Origin of the sequence: Streptomyces sp. NPDC058464 (assembly GCF_042721035.1) — a bacterium.
GTDB lineage: Bacteria > Actinomycetota > Actinomycetes > Streptomycetales > Streptomycetaceae > Streptomyces.
Map to the genome: position 1 here is coordinate 114,733 of NZ_JBHXMA010000027.1, position 19,032 is coordinate 133,764.

At 71.6% G+C, this 19,032-nt stretch carries 20 protein-coding genes; 12 read left to right on the forward strand and 8 right to left on the reverse strand.

The window, feature by feature from the left end:
* Positions 1–72: 72 nt before the first annotated feature.
* Positions 73–762: an FAD binding domain-containing protein gene (locus ACFWPQ_RS31895; protein WP_384042321.1), complete on the reverse strand. Its 690-nt coding sequence runs from the start codon at positions 760–762 to the stop codon at positions 73–75.
* A 255-nt stretch (positions 763–1,017) separates the two neighbouring features.
* Here ACFWPQ_RS31895 and ACFWPQ_RS31900 point away from each other — a divergent pair, with 255 nt between their 5' ends.
* From ACFWPQ_RS31900 to ACFWPQ_RS31940, 9 genes are all read left to right on the forward strand, one after another.
* Positions 1,018–2,085, forward strand: coding sequence for a PhoH family protein (locus ACFWPQ_RS31900; RefSeq protein ID WP_361299673.1), 1,068 nt, complete (start codon positions 1,018–1,020; stop codon positions 2,083–2,085).
* Between the two features lie 14 nt (positions 2,086–2,099).
* On the forward strand, positions 2,100–2,597 hold the full coding sequence (gene ybeY / locus ACFWPQ_RS31905; protein ID WP_089106771.1) for an rRNA maturation RNase YbeY: 498 nt from the start codon (positions 2,100–2,102) through the stop codon (positions 2,595–2,597).
* 19 nt (positions 2,598–2,616) lie between these two features.
* On the forward strand, positions 2,617–3,918 hold the full coding sequence (locus tag ACFWPQ_RS31910; RefSeq protein ID WP_384042324.1) for a hemolysin family protein: 1,302 nt from the start codon (positions 2,617–2,619) through the stop codon (positions 3,916–3,918).
* Positions 3,915–4,274, forward strand: a complete 360-nt coding sequence (locus ACFWPQ_RS31915) for an MmcQ/YjbR family DNA-binding protein (RefSeq protein ID WP_384042326.1) — start codon at positions 3,915–3,917, stop codon at positions 4,272–4,274. The genes ACFWPQ_RS31910 and ACFWPQ_RS31915 overlap by 4 nt, the downstream gene beginning before the upstream one ends.
* A gap of 43 nt (positions 4,275–4,317) precedes the next feature.
* Positions 4,318–5,349, forward strand: a complete 1,032-nt coding sequence (locus ACFWPQ_RS31920) for a S66 peptidase family protein (RefSeq protein ID WP_384042329.1) — start codon at positions 4,318–4,320, stop codon at positions 5,347–5,349.
* 59 nt (positions 5,350–5,408) lie between these two features.
* Positions 5,409–5,759, forward strand: coding sequence for a cytidine deaminase (locus tag ACFWPQ_RS31925; RefSeq protein WP_384042330.1), 351 nt, complete (start codon positions 5,409–5,411; stop codon positions 5,757–5,759).
* Between the two features lie 487 nt (positions 5,760–6,246).
* Positions 6,247–6,714, forward strand: a complete 468-nt coding sequence (locus ACFWPQ_RS31930) for a hypothetical protein (protein WP_384042332.1) — start codon at positions 6,247–6,249, stop codon at positions 6,712–6,714.
* 154 nt (positions 6,715–6,868) lie between these two features.
* Positions 6,869–8,203, forward strand: coding sequence for a beta-xylosidase (locus ACFWPQ_RS31935; protein WP_384042334.1), 1,335 nt, complete (start codon positions 6,869–6,871; stop codon positions 8,201–8,203).
* A 132-nt stretch (positions 8,204–8,335) separates the two neighbouring features.
* Positions 8,336–9,415, forward strand: a complete 1,080-nt coding sequence (locus ACFWPQ_RS31940; protein WP_384042337.1) for a WxL protein peptidoglycan domain-containing protein — start codon at positions 8,336–8,338, stop codon at positions 9,413–9,415.
* On the opposite strand, the gene ACFWPQ_RS31945 is transcribed toward ACFWPQ_RS31940, so the two are convergent.
* Both ACFWPQ_RS31945 and ACFWPQ_RS31950 read right to left on the reverse strand, forming a co-directional pair.
* Positions 9,309–9,647 (reverse strand): P-II family nitrogen regulator, encoded by a 339-nt coding sequence (locus ACFWPQ_RS31945; protein ID WP_361299696.1) that lies wholly within the window; start codon positions 9,645–9,647, stop codon positions 9,309–9,311. The two genes, ACFWPQ_RS31940 and ACFWPQ_RS31945, sit on opposite strands and share 107 nt — an antisense overlap.
* Positions 9,644–10,954, reverse strand: coding sequence for an ammonium transporter (locus tag ACFWPQ_RS31950; RefSeq protein WP_384042341.1), 1,311 nt, complete (start codon positions 10,952–10,954; stop codon positions 9,644–9,646). Before ACFWPQ_RS31950 ends, ACFWPQ_RS31945 begins: the two co-directional genes overlap by 4 nt.
* A gap of 143 nt (positions 10,955–11,097) precedes the next feature.
* On the opposite strand from ACFWPQ_RS31950, the gene era reads away from it, so the two are divergent.
* Together era and ACFWPQ_RS31960 are read left to right on the forward strand one after the other, a co-directional pair.
* Complete coding sequence (era, locus tag ACFWPQ_RS31955) at positions 11,098–12,078, forward strand: GTPase Era (RefSeq protein ID WP_384042344.1); 981 nt, start codon at positions 11,098–11,100, stop codon at positions 12,076–12,078.
* A gap of 287 nt (positions 12,079–12,365) precedes the next feature.
* The gene (locus ACFWPQ_RS31960) at positions 12,366–12,872 is read left to right on the forward strand and encodes a hypothetical protein (protein ID WP_361299962.1); all 507 of its coding nucleotides are present in this window, start codon (positions 12,366–12,368) and stop codon (positions 12,870–12,872) included.
* On the opposite strand, the gene ACFWPQ_RS31965 is transcribed toward ACFWPQ_RS31960, so the two are convergent.
* Positions 12,860–13,720 (reverse strand): helix-turn-helix transcriptional regulator, encoded by an 861-nt coding sequence (locus ACFWPQ_RS31965; protein WP_384042347.1) that lies wholly within the window; start codon positions 13,718–13,720, stop codon positions 12,860–12,862. The two genes, ACFWPQ_RS31960 and ACFWPQ_RS31965, sit on opposite strands and share 13 nt — an antisense overlap.
* Before the next feature lie 122 nt (positions 13,721–13,842).
* Between ACFWPQ_RS31965 and ACFWPQ_RS31970 the strand changes: the two genes are divergently transcribed.
* Positions 13,843–14,700 carry an NAD-dependent epimerase/dehydratase family protein gene (locus ACFWPQ_RS31970; protein WP_384042349.1) on the forward strand — a complete coding sequence of 286 codons (858 nt, stop codon included), beginning with the start codon at positions 13,843–13,845 and terminating at the stop codon, positions 14,698–14,700.
* Between the two features lie 128 nt (positions 14,701–14,828).
* On the opposite strand, the gene ACFWPQ_RS31975 is transcribed toward ACFWPQ_RS31970, so the two are convergent.
* From ACFWPQ_RS31975 to ACFWPQ_RS31990, 4 genes are all read right to left on the reverse strand, one after another.
* Positions 14,829–16,094 carry an MFS transporter gene (locus ACFWPQ_RS31975; protein ID WP_384042352.1) on the reverse strand — a complete coding sequence of 422 codons (1,266 nt, stop codon included), beginning with the start codon at positions 16,092–16,094 and terminating at the stop codon, positions 14,829–14,831.
* A complete protein-coding gene (locus ACFWPQ_RS31980; protein ID WP_384042355.1) occupies positions 16,091–17,449 on the reverse strand; it encodes a GH1 family beta-glucosidase in 1,359 nt (452 codons plus the stop codon). Before ACFWPQ_RS31980 ends, ACFWPQ_RS31975 begins: the two co-directional genes overlap by 4 nt.
* A gap of 71 nt (positions 17,450–17,520) precedes the next feature.
* On the reverse strand, positions 17,521–17,787 hold the full coding sequence (locus tag ACFWPQ_RS31985; protein ID WP_361299716.1) for a protealysin inhibitor emfourin: 267 nt from the start codon (positions 17,785–17,787) through the stop codon (positions 17,521–17,523).
* Between the two features lie 74 nt (positions 17,788–17,861).
* The gene (locus ACFWPQ_RS31990) at positions 17,862–18,971 is read right to left on the reverse strand and encodes a M4 family metallopeptidase (RefSeq protein WP_384042359.1); all 1,110 of its coding nucleotides are present in this window, start codon (positions 18,969–18,971) and stop codon (positions 17,862–17,864) included.
* Between the last annotated feature and the right edge of the window lie 61 nt (positions 18,972–19,032).

Sequence of the window (19,032 nt, forward strand, 5' to 3'; positions counted from 1 at the left end):
CTGCAGCGCCCCTTCAGGGGCGCGGGGAACTGCGCGGTCGGCCCCCGCCGGCCCGCAGCCGAAGAACGGGCCCTACTGCCCGAGCACCCCGGCGACCTGCTCCCGCACCAGCGACCGCCCCGCCTCCGACACCCCCGACAACGCCCCGGCGAACAGATCCTCCACCCCGCCCCCCTCGGCCCCCACACTCCCGCTGCTCACCACGTACCCCTCCCGCACCGCGACCCGCAGCACACCCTCCGTGTCCACCGCCGCCGCGGCGATCGTCGGCACCTCCCCGCCCGCCGGATCCGACACCTTCGTGTACGCCCCCTTCACCGGCTCCCGCCAGCGCAGCGCCAGCAGCACCGGCGACTTGGCCTGCACCTCGGCCAGGTCCACCCGGTCCACCCCGTCCGCCGTGAGCACGTCGGCCCACGCGTCCAGTGCGATCGCCGCCGGCAGCAGGTCCCGCAGACTCGACCCGGCGATGTTCCCGCCCACCGTCGCCGTCCGGCGCACCGCCCCCGTGCCGACGCCCTTCGCCGCCTGCCGCAGCATCTCCGGGACCCGGTCGTCCACCTGGTGGAGGAGGACCGCGCCGCCGAGCACCCCGTCCCCGACCGCCGTCGCCTCCGGCACCTTCCGCAGGGACACCGCCTGTTCCGGGAAGCCGTCCCGCTGCCACGCGGCCCATATCAGGGTTGCTCCGCCGACGGGTATCGCCCCCTCGGCCAGACATTCCCGGGCCTCGGACACGGACGTGGGCAGACGCAGCTGCACGGCTACCTGCTTTCTGTGCGGACAGGTGGCGTGGAGCGAGCGAACGCGGCCCCCCGACCACGTATGGCAGTGACGGCAGGGATTCTGCCCCGGCGTGCAGGAGCGCATGCAGGGCTCACTGCCGCAGTGGGGGCGCCCTCCGCTGTGAAAAGGCCTACGGCGTTGTCAGTCCCGCGTCGTACGCTTGATATCGCGAGGCCGCCCTCAGCTACGCGGCCGTGACGAGGAGGAACCGCAGGCCTTAAGCGCCGGCCCATGACTCAGACACCCACAGCTCACACCCCCGCGCAGCAGCAGGCCCGAGCTCAGTTCGAGGTTCCCGCCCAGCACCCGATGGTCACCGTGCTGGGATCCGGCGACTCCCTGCTGCGCGTGATCGAGAAGGCCTTCCCGGCGGCCGACATCCACGTCCGGGGCAATGAGATCAGCGCGGTCGGCGATGCCCGTGAAGTCGCCCTCATACAGCGCCTGTTCGACGAGATGATGCTGGTGCTCCGCACCGGACAGCCGATGACGGAGGACGCAGTGGAACGCTCGATCGCCATGCTGCGGGCGAGCGAGAACGGGGAGGGCCCGGAGGAGACCCCGGCCCAGGTTCTGACACAGAACATCCTGTCCTCGCGCGGCCGCACCATCCGCCCCAAGACCCTCAACCAGAAGCGGTACGTCGACGCGATCGACAAGCACACGATCGTCTTCGGCATCGGGCCCGCGGGCACCGGCAAGACCTACCTGGCCATGGCCAAGGCGGTGCAGGCCCTGCAGTCCAAGCAGGTCAACCGCATCATCCTGACCCGGCCGGCGGTCGAGGCGGGCGAGCGGCTCGGCTTCCTGCCGGGCACGCTCTACGAGAAGATCGACCCGTACCTGCGCCCGCTGTACGACGCGCTGCACGACATGCTCGACCCGGACTCGATCCCGCGCCTGATGGCGGCCGGGACGATCGAGGTGGCGCCGCTCGCCTACATGCGCGGCCGCACCCTCAACGACGCCTTCATCATTCTCGACGAGGCCCAGAACACCTCTCCCGAGCAGATGAAGATGTTCCTCACCCGGCTCGGCTTCGAGTCGAAGATCGTGATCACGGGTGACGTCACGCAGGTCGACCTGCCCAACGGGACCAAGTCCGGCCTGCGCCAGGTGCAGGACATCCTGGAGGGCCTGGAGGACGTGCACTTCTCCCGTCTCACGTCCCACGATGTCGTACGGCACAAGCTGGTGGGCCGTATCGTCGACGCGTACGAGAAGTACGACAGCAAGCACGGCACGGAGAACGGCGCGCACCAGGGCGGCCGCTCGAAGTCCGCGCACAAGGGGAAGTAGACAAGCACAGCGCCATGTCGATCGACGTCAACAACGAGTCCGGAACCGAGGTCGACGAGCAGGCGATCCTCGACATCGCCCGCTACGCCCTCGCGCGGATGCGCATCCACCCGCTCTCCGAGCTCTCGGTGATCGTCGTGGACGCCGACGCCATGGAGCAGCTGCACATCCAGTGGATGGACCTGCCCGGGCCGACCGATGTCATGTCCTTCCCGATGGACGAGCTCCGGCCGCCGTCGAAGGACGAGGAGGAGCCGCCGCAGGGGCTGCTCGGCGACATCGTGCTCTGCCCGGAGGTCGCCGCCAAACAGGGGGCCGAGGCCGACACCCAGCACTCCATGGACGAGGAGCTCCAGCTGCTCACCGTCCATGGGGTGCTGCACCTGCTCGGCTACGACCACGAGGAGCCCGACGAGAAGGCCGAGATGTTCGGCCTGCAGGCGGCCATCGTGGACGGCTGGCGGTCGGAGCAGGGCCTGACCGGCCCGTCCCCGGCGCCGACGGTCTCGTAGCGGGCCGGGTCGTATTCGTATGAGTCCGCAGATCGTCCTCGGCGCGATCGCGCTGGTCGTCGTCGCCTGGCTGGCCGCCTGCGCCGAGGCCGGTATCGCCCGCGTCTCCAGTTTCCGGGCCGAGGAGGCGGTGAAGTCGGGGCGCCGCGGCAGCGCCAAGCTCGCCCAGGTCGCCGCCGACCCCACCCGCTACCTCAACGTGGCGCTGCTGGTGCGGGTCGCCTGCGAGATGGCGGCCGCGGCGCTGGTCACCTACGCCTGCCTCCAGGAGATCCCGACCACCTGGCAGGCGCTGCTCGCCGCGATCGGCGTGATGGTGCTCGTGTCGTACGTCGCCGTCGGCGTCTCCCCGCGCACCATCGGCCGCCAGCACCCGCTGAACACGGCGACGGCCGCCGCGTACGTGCTGCTGCCGCTGGCCCGCGTCATGGGCCCGATCCCGTATCTCCTCATCCTCCTCGGCAACGCGCTCACCCCCGGCAAGGGCTTCCGGCGCGGCCCGTTCGCCTCCGAGGCCGAACTGCGGGCGCTGGTCGACCTCGCCGAGAAGGAGTCGCTGATCGAGGACGACGAGCGCCGGATGGTGCACTCGGTCTTCGAGCTGGGCGACACCCTCGTACGGGAGGTGATGGTCCCGCGCACCGACCTCGTCGTCATCGAGCGGTACAAGACGATCCGCCAGGCCCTCACCCTCGCCCTCCGCTCGGGTTTCTCCCGGATCCCCGTCACCGGGGAGAGCGAGGACGACATCGTCGGGATCGTGTATCTGAAGGACCTGGTCCGCAAGACGCACATCAGCCGGGAGGCCGAGTCCGACCTGGTCTCCACCGCGATGCGGCCCGCGTTCTTCGTGCCCGACACCAAGAACGCCGGCGACCTGCTGCGCGAGATGCAGAAGGAACGCAACCACGTCGCCGTCGTCATCGACGAGTACGGCGGCACGGCCGGGATCGTCACCATCGAGGACATCCTGGAGGAGATCGTCGGCGAGATCACCGACGAGTACGACCGCGAGCTCCCGCCCGTCACCGACCTCGGCGACGACCGCTACCGGGTCACCGCCCGCCTCGACATCACCGATCTCGGCGAGCTGTACGGCCTGGAGGAGTACGACGACGAGGACGTGGAGACCGTCGGCGGCCTGCTCGCGAAAGCCCTCGGCAGGGTGCCGATCGCCGGTGCCTCCGCCCAGGTCGAACTCCCCGACGGCCGCAGGCTGGCCCTCACCGCCGAGTCGGCCGCCGGCCGCCGCAACAAGATCGTGACGGTACTGGTGGAGCCGATACCGGTACCCGACGCCGCGGAGGACGACCCCGAGTGACCCCGGACCAGCTCCGAGCCTTCTGCCTCTCCTTCAACGCGGCCGAGGAGGACTTCCCCTTCAACCCGGACATCTCGGTCTTCAAGGTGCTCGGCAAGATGTTCGCGCTGAGGTGGATCGACGCGGAGCCCCTCAAGGTCAACCTCAAGTGCGACCCCGAGGACGCGATCCGGCTCCGCACCGAGCACGAGGGCCTGATCGCCCCCGGCTACCACATGAACAAGCGGCACTGGAACACCGTGACGGTGGACAGCACCCTCCCCGACCGGCTCGTCAAGGACCTGATCGAGGACTCGTACGACCTCGTCGTCGCCGGCCTCCCGAAGACGGAACGGCTGCGCCTGGACCGGCCGTGAATCCGGTTGCCCGGGGTGGCAGGGGCACGGTCGGATGTCCTCCATGACCATCAGATACCCGCGCCCCCTGCGCCCCGGTGACCGCGTCGGTGTGACCTCCCCGTCCAGCGGGGTACCCGAGGTGCTGCGCGGGCGGCTCGACGCGGCGGTCCGTACGGTCGAGGAGCGCGGGTACGAGGTGGTGACCGGCCGGTGCATGGACGGTTCCACGCACATCAGCGCACCGGCCGCCGAGCGGGCCGCCGAACTCACCGGGATGCTGACCGACCCGTCGATCCGGGCCGTCGTACCCCCATGGGGCGGCGAGACCGGTATCGATCTCCTGCCGCTGCTCGACTTCGAGGCCATCGGGCGGGCCGAACCGACCTGGGTCGTCGGCTACTCGGACATGTCGACCCTCATCACCCCGCTGACCCTGCGCACCGGCGTCGCGACCGTGCACGGCAACTGCCTGATGGAAACGCCCTACCGGCCGCCGGAAGGTCTCGCGTCCTGGCTGGACGTGGTGGCCGCGCCCCAGGGGCGGCCGTTCACCCAGACCCCGCCGGGGCGGTACCGGGCCGCCGGACGGGACGACTGGATCGCGGAGCCCGGCATCAGGGACCTCACCCTGGACGCCGAGGGCGCCTGGACCCGGCTCGACAGGAACGGGGAAGTGGATGTGGACGTGGACGTCGAGGGGCGGCTGATCGGCGGCTGCATCGAGACCCTCGCCAATGTCGCCGGGACGCCGTACCTGGACACCGCCGGCTTCGCCGGGGACGAACCGCTGCTGGTCTATGTCGAGGCGTGCGAGGACGACGCGTTCACCGTCTGCCGGAACCTGCACGGCATGCGGCTCGCCGGGTTCTTCGACCGGGCGGCCGCGGTGCTCGTCGGGCGGACCAGGGCGCCCGGCAGCCCGACTCTCAGCCAGCACGAGGCGGTGCTCGACGCGCTCGGGCCGCTCGGCGTGCCGGTCCTCGCCGACGTGGAGTGCGGGCATGTGCCGCCGTACCTGCCGCTCGTGAACGGCGCGCGCGGGCGGGTGCTGCACTCCGCGGAACGGAGTCAGATCGTCCAGACCCTCGACTGACTCCGTCCGGGGGCGGGGAGGAGCGCGGGGGTGGTCAGGGTTGTTCGTATGCTCGGGGCATGACCGACAGCAACGCGCTTGATGCCGAGGACCGCAAGATCGTCACCCTGGCCCGCTCGGCCCGGGCCCGCAACGGGGTGCCCGAGGGGGCGGCCGTGCGGGACTCGACGGGCCGTACGTATGTGGCGGGGACCGTGGAGCTGGCCTCGCTGAAGCTGAGCGCGCTGCGGACGGCGGTGGCGATGGCGGTGGCGTCGGGGGCGGAGTCCCTGGAGGCCGCGGCGGTCGTGAGCGGAGCCGAGGAGGTCGCGGCGGAGGATCTGGCCGCGGTGCGGGATCTTGGGGGGCCGGGGACGCCGGTGCTGCTGGCGGGGGCGGACGGGGAAGTGCGGCTCACTGTCCCGGCCTGACCTTCGCCACCCGCCCACCCGACTCGCTCCGCTGAGAAGCGAGGACTTGTCTGACTCCGTCGGGGGAGGGAGCGGGGTGCGTTGACTGGGGGTGGCCGGGGTGGCCGGGGTGGCCGGGGTGGGTGGGCAGGTGCGGGTGCGTGGGGGTTGCTCGCGCAGTTCCTCCCCCACCCTTCGGCCGGGGGGACCCCCAGCGCCCCTTTCAGGTGGGACCGGCACAGCCGCCCCGAAGGGGCGCGGGGAACTGCGCGAGCGACCACGATGACGCCGCACCCGTCCACGCACCCCCGGCCACCCCCCGCCGCCGCCCCGCTCCCCACAGTCGGCCAAATTTCAACCTTGTAGGTCTGAGTCGCTCGCGTATCAATGGGACCGTAAGTTCCGACGGACCGTCAGATTCGGCCCCGCGGTGTGTCCGCACCCACCCGGACCGGGGTCGCCATCCCCACATGGCATTCCCACGCAACGGGAAGGGAGCCCGATCCCCATGAAACGAATAGCCACCGGTGCGGCACTCGCGGCGGGGGCCCTCGCCGCAACGGCGTTGGCCTTCGCGCCCACGGCCGCCGCCGTCACCCCGACCACCGCCACCGTCACCGCCAGCTGCGGCATCTTCGGCGGCGGCGCGGCCACCCTCACCGCCACCCAGAGCGGCACCTCCGCCACCCTCACGCTCACCTCCAGCGCGATCACCACCCCGCTCGCCCTGTCGGCGAACTCCATCGCCTCCACGCTGACCATGGCCAACTCGGCCGGCAGCAACGTCGTCTTCAGCGGCACCGTGAACCCGGCCATGTCCGCCGGCTCCGCGGTCACCGTCGGCCCCCTCCCCGGCACGGTGGCCTCCGGCGACAGCCTCGACTTCTACGGCGGCTCGCTGAAGATGGTCATCTTCGGCATCACCGTCACCTGTACGTCCAGCGCCGCCCAGTCCCCCGGCCCGTTCGTGTTCTGAGCCGCGGGACGGGTTCGTTCCGGATGCCGCAGAAGCTGATGAACCGTCAGGTTTCTGCGGCATCTCCATTGACTTCTCACGCGGCCTCCACATCAATGGCCCCCTGTCGGCGCAGAGGAGCCGCTGCGCCCGCAACCCTCAGGAGGGGGCTTCCATGGGTTCACCCCCAAGATCACGAAGATCCCGACGGTGGCGCTGGATCTCACTGTTCGGGGCGACCGCGCTCGCGGTCACGGCGGGCGGCGCGCTGGCCTGCCCGGCCGGTGCCGTCGGGACGAACGTCGACTTCGCCACGCACTGCATCCCGCCGGCCATCGCGGGCCTGCCGCCGATCGACGGCACCACCACCGCCAACATCTCGGTGGACAACACCAGCCCCAAGGTCGGCGACACGGTCACCGTGACCTACACCGTGGTCACGCCCGCCGCCAACAACCCCACCGCCCTCGCCCTGCCGGCCGACATCATGACGCCGACCGGGAAGGTGACGCTGGGCGGGGCGCAGACGGGGGACGTGACGGTCACCGGGCCGAAGAAGAACGATCCGGTGCCCGGGTACGGGGTCTTCCCGTCGTTCTCCATGACCGGGACGTTCACCGTCACCTCGCCGGGCGCCATCACGCTCTCGCCCAGCGACTACAACATCCACACCAGCTACATCCTGGAGCTGGACACCCCCTGCACGGTCACCAACCCGCCCGCACCGGTGTCGGAGACCGTCACGGCGACCTCGACCACTCCGGTCAACAACCGTGCCATCAGCCTGGACAAGGCCTCCGGCAACCCCGGTGACAGCGTGACCGTCAGCGGGCAGAACTTCACGCCGGGGGCGACCGTGACCCTCGCCGGACGGTCCGGGGACACCCAGACCGCCGACACGGCGACGGCCACCGCGGGCTCCGACGGTTCCTTCAGCGCGCCCCTCGTCGTCAACGACAAGACGACGACCGGGATCGTGGCCTATGAGGGAAGTGCGTGGAGCAGCGACGCGGGGGCGGGGCCTGCCGCCTACGTCGTCAACGACACCACGCCGGTTCCCGACGGGAGTCAGAAGCTGACGACCACCGTCAAGGCCGGGACCCTGTCCATGTCCCAGGCCGGGGACTCCGTCGCGCTGTCGGCGGTCGACTTCGGTCAGGGCGGGGCGTCCACGGGCAGCCTGCAGACCGTCACCGTCAAGGACTTCCGTGGCGGGCCGGCCGGCTGGTCGCTCACCGGCAAGGTCACCGACTTCACCGGTCCCGGCGCCAAGATCGACGCCGGGAAGCTGAGCTGGACCCCGAGCTGTGCGACCAAGTCGGGCAGCCCCAGCACCTGTGCGGCCGGTTCCGCGGGCACCGTCGGCAGTTCCGGAGCGACCCTCGCGTCGACCCCGGACGCCACGCTCACCGGCGGTGAGTTCACGGTCGACGCCGGACTCTCCCTGGACGTACCGGCGTTCACGCCTCCGGGGTCGTACTCCGGAGTCCTGACCCTGACGCTCACCTGAGCCGACTGCCGACTGCCGATTGCTCCAACTGCTCCAACCGCTCCAACTGTCAACTCCCTTGTGGCGACCGGGCTTTCGAACAGTGAGAGACCCGGTCGTCACCGACCCGCTTCCGACCGGGGGTCCGCACCCATGCGTCGCGTCAAGCCGTATGTCCTCCTCCTGAGCCTGATCCTCGGCGTCCTGTGCACGGCGGGTCCCGCCCGCGCCGCCGACAACGGCAGCTGGTCCGTCTACCCGGTCGCCTCCAAGATCGCGGCGCGGCCGTACTTCTACCTCTCGCTCGACCCCGGGCAGACGATCACCGACAAGGTGGCCGTCGCCAACAAGACCGGCAAGCCCCTCACCTTCCGGCTGTACGCGGCCGACGCCTACAACACCGCGCGGGACGGCGGCTTCGCCGTCCGGACGGTGAAGGAGAAGATGCGGGGGGTGGGGGCCTGGGCGAGGATCGGGAAGGCGCGGGTCACCGTCCCGCCGCACCGGACGGTCACCGTCCCGTTCACGCTGCGGGTGCCGAAGGGCGCCGAGCCCGGTGACCATCCGGGGGCGATCGTCGCGCTGGACGAGAAGGTCGATCCGGGGGCCGGGTCCCTCGCGCTCGGCGTGCAGCGGGCGGTCGGCGCCCGCGTCTACCTGCGGGTGAGCGGGCCGACGCTTCCGGCCGTCGCTGTGGAGAGCGTGCACATCAGCCATCACCAGCCGCTCGTGCCCGGCCTCGGCGCCAGCACGGCGACGATCTCCTACACCCTGCACAACACCGGGAACGTCACCCTGGATCCGAAGGTGCGGCTGCGGGCGCAGGGCCTGTTCGGGCGTACGCTGCTCAGCCGCGACCTCACCGGGGTCCCCTCCGAGCTGCTGCCGGGGGAGCGGGTCAAGCTCACCGCGCACTGGCGGGACGCACCCCAATTCGACTGGGGGAGCGTGACGTTGACGGCCAGCGCGGCCGGCACCGAGGAGTCGGCGAGCGCGTCGTTCCTCGCGCTGCCGTGGCTGGTGCTGGCGGTGGTCTTCGTCGCCGGGGCGGTGGCCGGTGCACTGTTCGCCCGGACGCGCCGGCGCGGCCGGGGCCTGCCGCCGCTCCTCGGCGGGCGCCGGCCGCTCAGAGGGCGTCGGGGCCGCGCTCGCCCGTCCGCACCCGTACGACCGTCTCCACCGGCACCGCCCACACCTTCCCGTCCCCGATCTTCCCCGTCTGCGCGGCCTTGACGACCGCCTCGATCACGGGCTCGGCGTCGGCGTCCACGACGACGACCTCGATCCGGACCTTGGGGACCAGGTCGACGCGGTACTCGGCGCCCCGGTAGACCTCGGTGTGGCCGTGCTGCCTGCCGTAGCCGCTGGCCTCGGTCACGGTCAGGCCGTGCACGCCGAGCTCCTGGAGCGCGGTCTTCACGGCGTCCAGGCGGTAGGGCTTGACGATCGCGGTGATGAGCTTCATGCCTGGGAATCGACCTTCTGGGCGGTGGGGACGACGGAGTGGGCGACCGGGGCGCCGTGGCCCAGGACCCCGTGATCGTAAGCGGTCTCGGCGTGCACCGTAAGGTCCAGGCCGGTGTGCTCCTGGTCCTCGGCGGCCCGGAAGCCCATCGCCTTGTCGAGCAGCCTGCCGATGCCGTACGTCACCGCGAACGCGTACGCCGCGACGGCGACGACCGCCACCGCCTGCCTGCCGAGCTGCGCGAGCCCGCCGCCGTAGAAGAGGCCCTCGGCGGAGCCGGTCATGGCCTTCTCGGCGAACAGGCCGATCAGAAGGGTGCCGATGATGCCGCCGACCAGGTGAACGCCGACGACGTCGAGCGAGTCGTCGTAGTCCAGCCTGAACTTCCAGCTCACGGCGTACGAGCAGACCACGCCCGCGGCGAGGCCGACGACGAGGGCGCCGAGCAGGGAGACCGAGCCGCAGGAGGGGGTGATGGCGACCAGGCCGGCGACCGCGCCGGAGGCCGCGCCCAGGGTGGTGGGGTGGCCGTCGCGCTTCTGCTCGACGAAGAGCCAGCCGAGCAGGCCGGTGCAGCCGGCGGCCAGGGTGTTGAGGAAGACGGCGGCCGCGAGGCCGTTCGCGCCGAGCGCGCTGCCCGCGTTGAAGCCGAACCAGCCGAACCAGAGCAGACCGGCGCCCAGGATCACCATCGGCAGGTTGTGCGGCCGCATGGCGTCCTTCTTGAAGCCGAGCCGCGGGCCGAGGACCAGGCACAGGGCGAGACCGGAGGCGCCGGAGGTGATCTCGACGGGCAGGCCGCCGGCGAAGTCGAGGGCGCCGAGGTGGTGTGCGATCCAGCCACCCGGGCCCCATACCCAGTGCGCGACCGGAACGTATACGAGCAGCGCCCAGACGGGGACGAACACCAGCCAGGCCCCGAATTTCGCCCGGTCGGCGATCGCACCGCTGATCAGCGCGGCCGTGATGATCGCGAAGGTGAGCTGGAAGGTGGCGAAGAGGAGAGTCGGGACGGTGCCCTGCACGCTGTCCGGGCCGAGGCCGCGCATGCCCGCGTGGGCGAGGTCGCCGAGGAGTCCGCCCCCGAGGTCGTCCCCGAAGGCGAGGGTGTATCCGCCCGCCAGCCACACCACCGTGACCAGGGCGATCGACACAAAGCTCATCATCAGCATGTTGAGGACGCTCTTCGTGCGGACCATGCCGCCGTAGAACAGGGCCAGCCCCGGGGTCATCAGCAGGACCAGGGCGGTCGCGGCGAGCAGCCAGGCGGTGTCACCGGTGTCTGCGTGCGCGGCGGAGAGGAACACGGGCGTCTCCAACGTCGGTCGGGGCTCGTCAGAGGGTCACCGGTCTCCGTTTCCGGTTGCGTACAGCTGTGTTTCCGTGACGTTTCGTTGCGTCGGGGTTACCGAAAACTCACGGTGCGGCCGGGCCTCGTGGATCAGGGAGAATGGGGGGCATGAGCGTTCGCAGCCAGTCAACCGAGCCGTCGGAATCGTCGTCGGAATCGTCGAAGGCCGTCCACCGGGCGGGCTTCGCCTGTTTCGTGGGCCGCCCCAACGCGGGCAAGTCCACCCTCACGAACGCTCTCGTCGGGCAGAAGGTGGCGATCACCGCGGACCAGCCGCAGACGACGCGGCACACGGTCCGCGGGATCGTGCACCGGGACGACGCCCAGCTGATCCTGGTCGACACCCCCGGCCTGCACAAGCCGCGCACGCTGCTCGGCGAGCGGCTCAACGACGTCGTCCGCACGACGTGGGCCGAGGTCGACGTGATCGGGTTCTGCCTCCCGGCGAACGAGAAGATCGGTCCGGGTGACCGTTTCATCGCCAAGGAGCTGGCCGGGATCCGCAAGACCCCGAAGGTCGCGATCGTCACCAAGACCGACCTCGTCGACTCCAAGACCCTCGCCGAGCAGCTGATCGCCATCGACCAGCTCGGCAAGGAGCTGGGCTTCGAGTGGGCCGAGATCGTGCCGGTCTCGGCGGTCGGCGACAAGCAGGTGAGCCTGCTGGCCGACCTCCTCGTCCCGCTCCTCCCCGAGGGCCCGGCGCTCTACCCCGAGGGCGACCTCACCGACGAGCCCGAGCAGGTCATGATCGCCGAGCTGATCCGCGAGGCGGCCCTGGAGGGCGTCCGCGACGAGCTGCCGCACTCCATCGCCGTCGTCGTCGAGGAGATGCTCCCCCGCGAGGACCGCCCCGCCGACAAGCCCCTCCTGGACATCCACGCCAACCTGTTCATCGAGCGCCCCAGCCAGAAGGGCATCATCATCGGCCCCAAGGGCAAGCGCCTGAAGGAGGTCGGCATCAAGAGCCGCAAGCAGATCGAGGCGCTGCTGGGCACACCCGTGTTCCTGGACCTGCACGTGAAGGTGGCGAAGGACTGGCAGCGGGATCCGAAGCAGTTGCGGCGGCTGGGGTTCTGAGGCCTCAGAGGCCTCTGCGGGTTCTGAGGGTTCTGCGGGGAACTGCGGTGCCGCCGGGCGGGCGGGGCCGGGAGGGCCCCTGCGCCGCGACGGATCTCTGCGCCGCGACGGATCTCTGCGCCGCGACGGATCTCTGCGTCGCGACGGATCTCTGCGCCGCGATGGACTGCTCCCCTGTGTACAACCTTCCGCGAGGCCGCAGGTCTGAACAGGCACACACCTACGCGAACTACCGGGGGGTAGTCATGCGACGCATACGACGCATAGGTACTGCAGTGGCCGCGATGATGCTGGCCGGCGGCGGTCTGCTGGCCGGCACGGTGCCGGCGGTGGCCGCGCCGACGGCCGTGGACTGTGCCGTGACCTGGGGCAGCCTCGACAAGACCGCTGACGCCGCCGCCTCCAGGCGGCTGACCGACGTGCGGACCGGACAGCACGAGTGCTACGACCGGCTGGTCTTCGACGCCCAGGGCACCTCGGCCGACCCGGTCGGCTACTACGTCCACTACGTCGACGTCCTGCACCAGGACCCGTCCGACGTCGTCGTCCCGATCAAGGGCGGCGCCATTCTGGAGATCTCGCTGTTCGCCCCGCGCTACGACCCGGTGACCGGGCAGCCCTACCCGGCGCTCCCGTCCGTCGACGTCACCGGGTACCGGACCTTCCGGGAGTTCAAGGTCACGGGCGGCTCCGAGGGCTACACCCAGGCGGGCCTCGGCGTCCGCGCCCGGCTGCCGTTCCGGGTCTTCCAGACGGCCAACCACCTCGTGGTGGACGTGGCTCACACCTGGTGATCCCGCACGGCCGCGCTCAGGTCCTGCAGCCCCACCACCCGCAGCAGCTGAAGGCGTTCGTAGGACTCCGTGCCCGGGCGGGCCGTGTGGATGACGAGGTGCTGGTGGGTCTCGGTGTTGATGAGGACCTCGCAGTCCAGTTCCAGGAGGCCGACGGCCGGATGGAGGAAGCGCTTCGTCGTCGCGCGGCGCACCGCCACCTCGTGTTCGGACCACAGGCGCGCGAACTCCTCGCTGCCCGCGAGGAGTTCGGCGACCAGAGCGGCCGGGACCGGGTCGGCGGGGCGGGCGGCGGCCACCGCCCGGAGGTTGGCCACGTGTTCGCGGGCCCGTGCCGGGCGGTCCTCCGGCGGGAAGACGCCGTGCGCCGACGGGTCCAGGAAGTAGCGGCGGAGCAGGTTGCGTTCGCGCGGCGGGCGGGCCAGCACGTCGCCGTTCAGCGCCCGTGAGAGGGCGTTCTGGGCCAGGACCTCGCCGCAGTCGGTCGTCACCAGCGCCGGGGTGTCGTGCAGCCGGTCCAGGACCAGCAGCAGCCCCGGGCCGACATGGGTGCTGGTCGCCTCCCGGCGCGGCGGCTCCTCGCCGGTCAGGTGGAACAGGTGGTCCCGTTCGTCCTGCGTGAGGCGCAGCGCGCGGGCCAGTGCCGTCAGCATCTGGCGGGACGGGCGCGGGCCCCGGGACTGTTCGAGGCGCGTGTAGTAGTCGGCGGACATGCCGGCCAGCGAGGCCACCTCCTCGCGCCGCAGCCCGGGGGTGCGGCGCCGGGCGCCGGGAGGCAGGCCCACGTCGGAGGGGTCCAGGCGGGTGCGGGCGTGGCGGAGGAAGTCGGCGAGCTCGGGGCGGTTCACCTCTCCAGGGTGGCCCGGGGCGTCCGGCTTATCCAGGGAGTGCCGCTCCCCTGATCGGGAGGTCTCTCCCGGCGGCGGAGGACCGGGGCGAGGGTGAGGGGACCAGAGCGAAGGAGAAGGTCATGATCACTCTTGTCACCGGGGCGACCGGACAGGTCGGGCGGCGGTTCGTGCCGCGGCTCGTCCAGCAGGCCCGGGCGGACGAGCAGGTACGGGTCCTGGTGCGGGACGCGGCCCGCGGGGAGCCGTTCGCCGCGCTGGGCGCCGAGGTCGTCGTCGGCGACCTGCGGGACGAGGAGGCGCTCGGCAAGGCCGTCGCCGGGGCGGACGCCGTCGTGAACGTCGCCGCCGCCTTCCGCGGGGTGCCGGACGAGGAGGCCCGCGCCGTCAACCGGGACGCGGCCGTCGCTCTGGGCAGGGCCGCGGTCTCGGCCGGCGTACGGCGGTTCGTGCAGGTCAGCACCGGGCTCGTGTACGGCACCGGACGCGGCCGCCCGCTGACGGAGGACGACGAGAGCCGGCCCGGCGGTGCGATGTGGGGCGCCTACCCGGAGTCCAAGGCGATCGCCGAACGGGAACTGCTCGCCCTGGACGGCGGCATGGAGGTGCGGATCGGGCGGCTGCCCTTCGTCTACGGCGAGGGCGACCCGCACCTCGCGAACGCCCTGCAGTGGGCCGCGCGCTGGGAACCGACCCAGCGGCTCCACATGGGCCACCACGCCGACGTCGCGCAGGGGCTGCTGCGCCTCCTGTACGCCCCGGCGGTGAACGGGCCGGTGTACAACATCGCCGACGACACGCCCGTCACGGCGGTGGATCTGCACCAGGTCAACGGGGTCGAGCTGCCCGAGGGCATGGGCGGCCGCAGCGACCGCGATCCCTGGCTCGGGATCATGTCCACCGGGAAGATCCGCCGGGACCTGGGCTACCGGCCGATCTATCCGAGCGTGTGGACGGCCCGGGACGCCGGGGCTCTGTAGGACAGGGCCGTGCGCTCTGCGGGAAGTGTCGCGACATGCCGTCTGCCGACTGCGGCGCCGTCGTGGCTGGTCGCGCAGTCCTCCCCCGGCCTTCGGCCGGGGGCACCCCCAGCGCCCCTTCGGGGGCGCTAGTCAACCCCTCTGATCCGCCCCACCAGCCACGCCCCCGCCAGCCCGATCACCGCCGCCACCAGGTACAGCACGCGGTAGCCGCCGAGGTAGGTGACGATCGGTGCGGCGAGGGCGGGGGCCGCGACCTGGGGGAGGGCGTTGGCGACGTTGATGACGCCGAGGTCCTTGCCGCGGTCGACCGCCTTCGGCAGGACGTCGGTCATCAGCGCGAAGTCCACGGAGGTGAAGACCCCGAAGCCGATGCCCAGCACGGCGGAGGCCACGAGCGCTCCCGGCCAGGTCTGCCACACCGCCAGCAGCGCCGTCGCGACCGCCATCAGCATCCCGGACCAGATCACGAACGGCTTGCGGCGGCCCACCCGGTCCGACCAGACCCCGCCGACCACGACCGTCGCCATCAGGGTCAGCCCGTTGACGGCGGTCAGGATCAGGACGCCCTGGTCGGGGTCGGAGTAGTGCAGGCGGTCGCGGAGGTAGTAGAGCAGGTACAGGAGGACCAGGGAGTTGCTCAGGTTGATCAGGAAGCGGGTCAGCCAGGCCCAGCCCAGGTCGGGGTACCGGCGCGGGCTCAGCCAGAAGCCGGTCAGGAAGGCGCGCCAGGACCAGGGCGGCCGGTCCGCCGGCGCCAGCCGCAGGTCCGGGTGGCGGAGTACGTACGGCAGGACGCCCAGCGCCGTGAACACCGCGCACGCGACATAGCCCGCCCCGATGCCCCCGGCGGCCGTCGCCAGGCCGGTGCCGCCGACCACGCCGAGGATCTGCGCGGCCCCCAGCCAGCCGCCGACCGAGCCCCGCTGGAGCCTCGGCACCCGGTCCGGCACCGCCGCCGTGACCGCCGCGAAGGCCGCGTTGAGGGTGAGCTGGACCAGGCCCCAGCCCAGCATCATCGTCCACATGCCGCCCGCGCCCGCGAGCAGCAGCAGGGACAGCGCGCCGCCCGCCGTACCGGCGACGATCCACGGCGTACGGCGGCCCCAGCGGGACGTCGTCCGGTCCGACAGCGCGCCGAAGACCGGGTTCGCGGCGAGCGACACCACCGCGCCGACGCCGGTCACCCACGCCAGCATCGTCTCCTTCGACATCCCGGAGCCGGGCGCGAAGTCCTTGGCCTGGGAGGCGAGGAGGATCTGCAGGGGGCCGTACCAGCCCACCCAGATCGCCCCGTTGGCGAGCGAGAGCGCCGACGTCCAGCCCCGGCCGACCCGCTCGACCGGCTCCGCCAGGGCGGCGGCCGGCTCGGCCGGCTCCCGGGTCGTCGTCATCTCTGCGCCCGCAGGACGTCCCGGTACCAGGCGTACGACGACTTCGGCGTCCGCGCCTGTGTCGCGTAGTCGACGTGGACCAGGCCGAAGCGGCGCTCGTACCCCTCGGCCCACTCGAAGTTGTCGAGGAGCGACCAGACGAAGTAGCCGCGCACGTCCACGCCGGCCTCGACCGCCTTGTGCAGTGCCCGGATGTGGCCGTCCAGGTAGGCGATGCGGTCCTGGTCGTCGACGCCCTGGTAGGAGCAGCCGTTCTCGGTGATGACGACCGGCGGGAGGCGGTCGCCGTAGCGGTCGCGGAAGGTGGTGAGGAGTTCCGTGAGGCCCTCGGGGACGACCGGCCAGCCGAAGTCCGTCACCGGGACGTCCTCGATGTCCTGGACGGAGAAGGGGAGTTCGGCGGGGAGGGTGAGCCCGCCGAACTCGATCTCGGTGCCCTGCGGGGCGCCGACCCTGGTGGGGGCGTAGTAGTTGATCCCGTACCAGTCGAGGGGTTCGGCGATCACCTTCAGGTCGGCGGCGACGTCGCCGGGCATCAGGTCGCCCATGCCGTCCGGGTACTCGCCGAGCAGGAGCGGTTCGGCGAACAGGCGGTTGAGGAGGAGGTCGTAGAAGGCCGCCGCCTCCAGGTCGGCCGGTTCCTGCGAGGCCGGCCAGGTCGGGCCGTGGGAGTTGGCGATGCCGATGTCGGCGGCGCCGGCCGCGCGCAGCGCCCGTACCGCCAGGCCGTGCGCGAGGAGCTGGTGGTGGGCGACCGGGAGCGCGTCGAACATCAGCTGCCGGCCGGGGGCGTGGGCGCCCAGGGCGTAACCGAACAGGGTCTGTTCGGCGGGCTCGTTGAGGGTGATCCACTTCTTCACGCGGTCGCCGAGCCGGTCCGCGACCGTCGAGACGTAGTCGGCGAAGTGCGACGCCGTGTCGCGGTCCAGCCAGCCGCCCCCCGCGGCGGAGCCGCTGTCGGACACAGTCTGAAGGGCCGTCGGCAGGTCCCAGTGGAAGAGGGTCGGGACCGGGCGGATGCCGGCCGCGCACAGCTCGTCCACCAGGCGGTCGTAGAAGTCCAGGCCGCCCGCCGAGCGCACCCGCGGCCAGGAGACGGAGAAGCGGTACGCGTCCACGCCCAGGCCGGCGAGCAGGGCCACGTCCTCGGCGTGGCGGTGGTAGTGGTCGCAGGCCACCGCCGCCGTCGAGCCGTCCTTGATCCGGCCCGGCTCCGCCTCGAACACGTCCCACACGGACGGCTCGCGCAGGTCGGCCGCGCCCTCGATCTGATGCGCCGAGGTCGAGACGCCCCAGAGGAAGCCGTCCGGGAAGCGGGGGAAGCCGGGGATCGGATGGACCGAGTCTGTCGCCATGGCCGGGATCATCCTTACCACCGGTAACGTAAGTCAACGCCCGGGCGTGAACTACCCGTTACGGGACCCGGTCACGCCCCTTCCTTCAACACCCGCGAGATCAGTTCGCGTTGGTCCTCGGACAGCCGCGGGTCGGCCGCGTACACCGTCCGGCCGTCCACCGTGATCTCGTACGCGAACCCGTCCGGCACCCCGGGCGGCGGGGAGCCCCGGCCGGCCGCGAGCGCGCGCTCGGCCAGGGCCTGCCACTCGGCGGCGTCGGACCGGCCCGAGGTGTCCACCTCGGCCCGGCGCTCGATGCCCGCGAACCCGCCCGTGCGCCTCACCTGAATACGCATGGGTCCCTGTGTAGTACGGAACCGGGCGGTGCGCATCCCCGCCCCTGGGGGGGCAGGAGTCCTGCACGGTCCGGTCAGGAGGCCTGTACCCCGACCTGGGCCCAGGCCTTGAGGGCCGCCTCGCTCTCCTCGCCCGTCTGGTAGCGGGTCCTGGCCGCGGCGACCGTGAGCTTCGCGAAGTCGACGAACGTGGCGTCCGACTGCAGTTCGCCGCCGGTGAGGACGTCGTACCAGATCTGCCCGGCCCGCTCCCAGGCGTTGCCGCCGAGGGCGGTGGCGAGCAGGTAGAAGGCGTGGTTGGGGATGCCGGAGTTGATGTGCACGCCGCCGTTGTCCCGGCTGGTCTTCACGTAGTGCTGCATGGTCGCCGGCTGCGGGTCCTTGCCGAGGCGCGGGTCGTCGTACGCCGTGCCCGGGGCCTTCATCGAGCGCAGCGCCACCCCGTTCACGCCCGGGGCGAGCAGGCCCTCGCCGATCAGCCAGTCGGCCTGGTCCGCGGTCTGGCCGAGGGAGTACTGCTTGATGAGCGAGCCGAAGACGTCGGAGACCGACTCGTTGAGGGCGCCGGACTGGCCGTAGTACTCCAGGTTGGCGGTGTACTGGGTGACGCCGTGGGTGAGTTCGTGGCCGATGACGTCGACGGAGGTGGTGAAGTCGACGAAGATCTCGCCGTCGCCGTCGCCGAACACCATCTGGTCGCCGTTCCAGAAGGCGTTGTCGTAGTTGACGTCGTAGTGGACGGTCGCGTTCAGCGGCAGCCCGTCGCCGTCGATGGAGTTGCGCTCGTACGCCTTCAGGTACAGCTCGAAGGTGGCGCCGAGACCGGCGTAGGCGCGGTTGACGGTGGCGTCCTGGCCGGGCTCGGAGCCCTCCGCGCGGACCTCGGTGCCGGGCAGGGCGGTGCCGTGCTCGGCGTCGTAGATCGTGCGGTGCGGAGCGGTGTCGGGGGCCGCCGGGGCGGCGACGGCGACGGCCGTGGTGCGGACCGCGGTGATGCGGCGGCGGATGCGGGCCGCGGAGTCGTGCTGCAGGGTGCGCAGCGCGGAGTCGGCGAGCGCCTGGTCCTCGTGGGCGGCGAGGTGGTCGAGGATGTGCGGCGGCACGATCGTGCAGAAGACGGGCGTGTGCGCGCAGAAGGCGGACGTGCGGTCGATGACGGGCTCAGAGCCCCCGTTGGTCGTCATGCACCGCACCCTCGCACTGAGTCACTCGACTGTCACTACCCGCAACCATGATTGGTGAAAT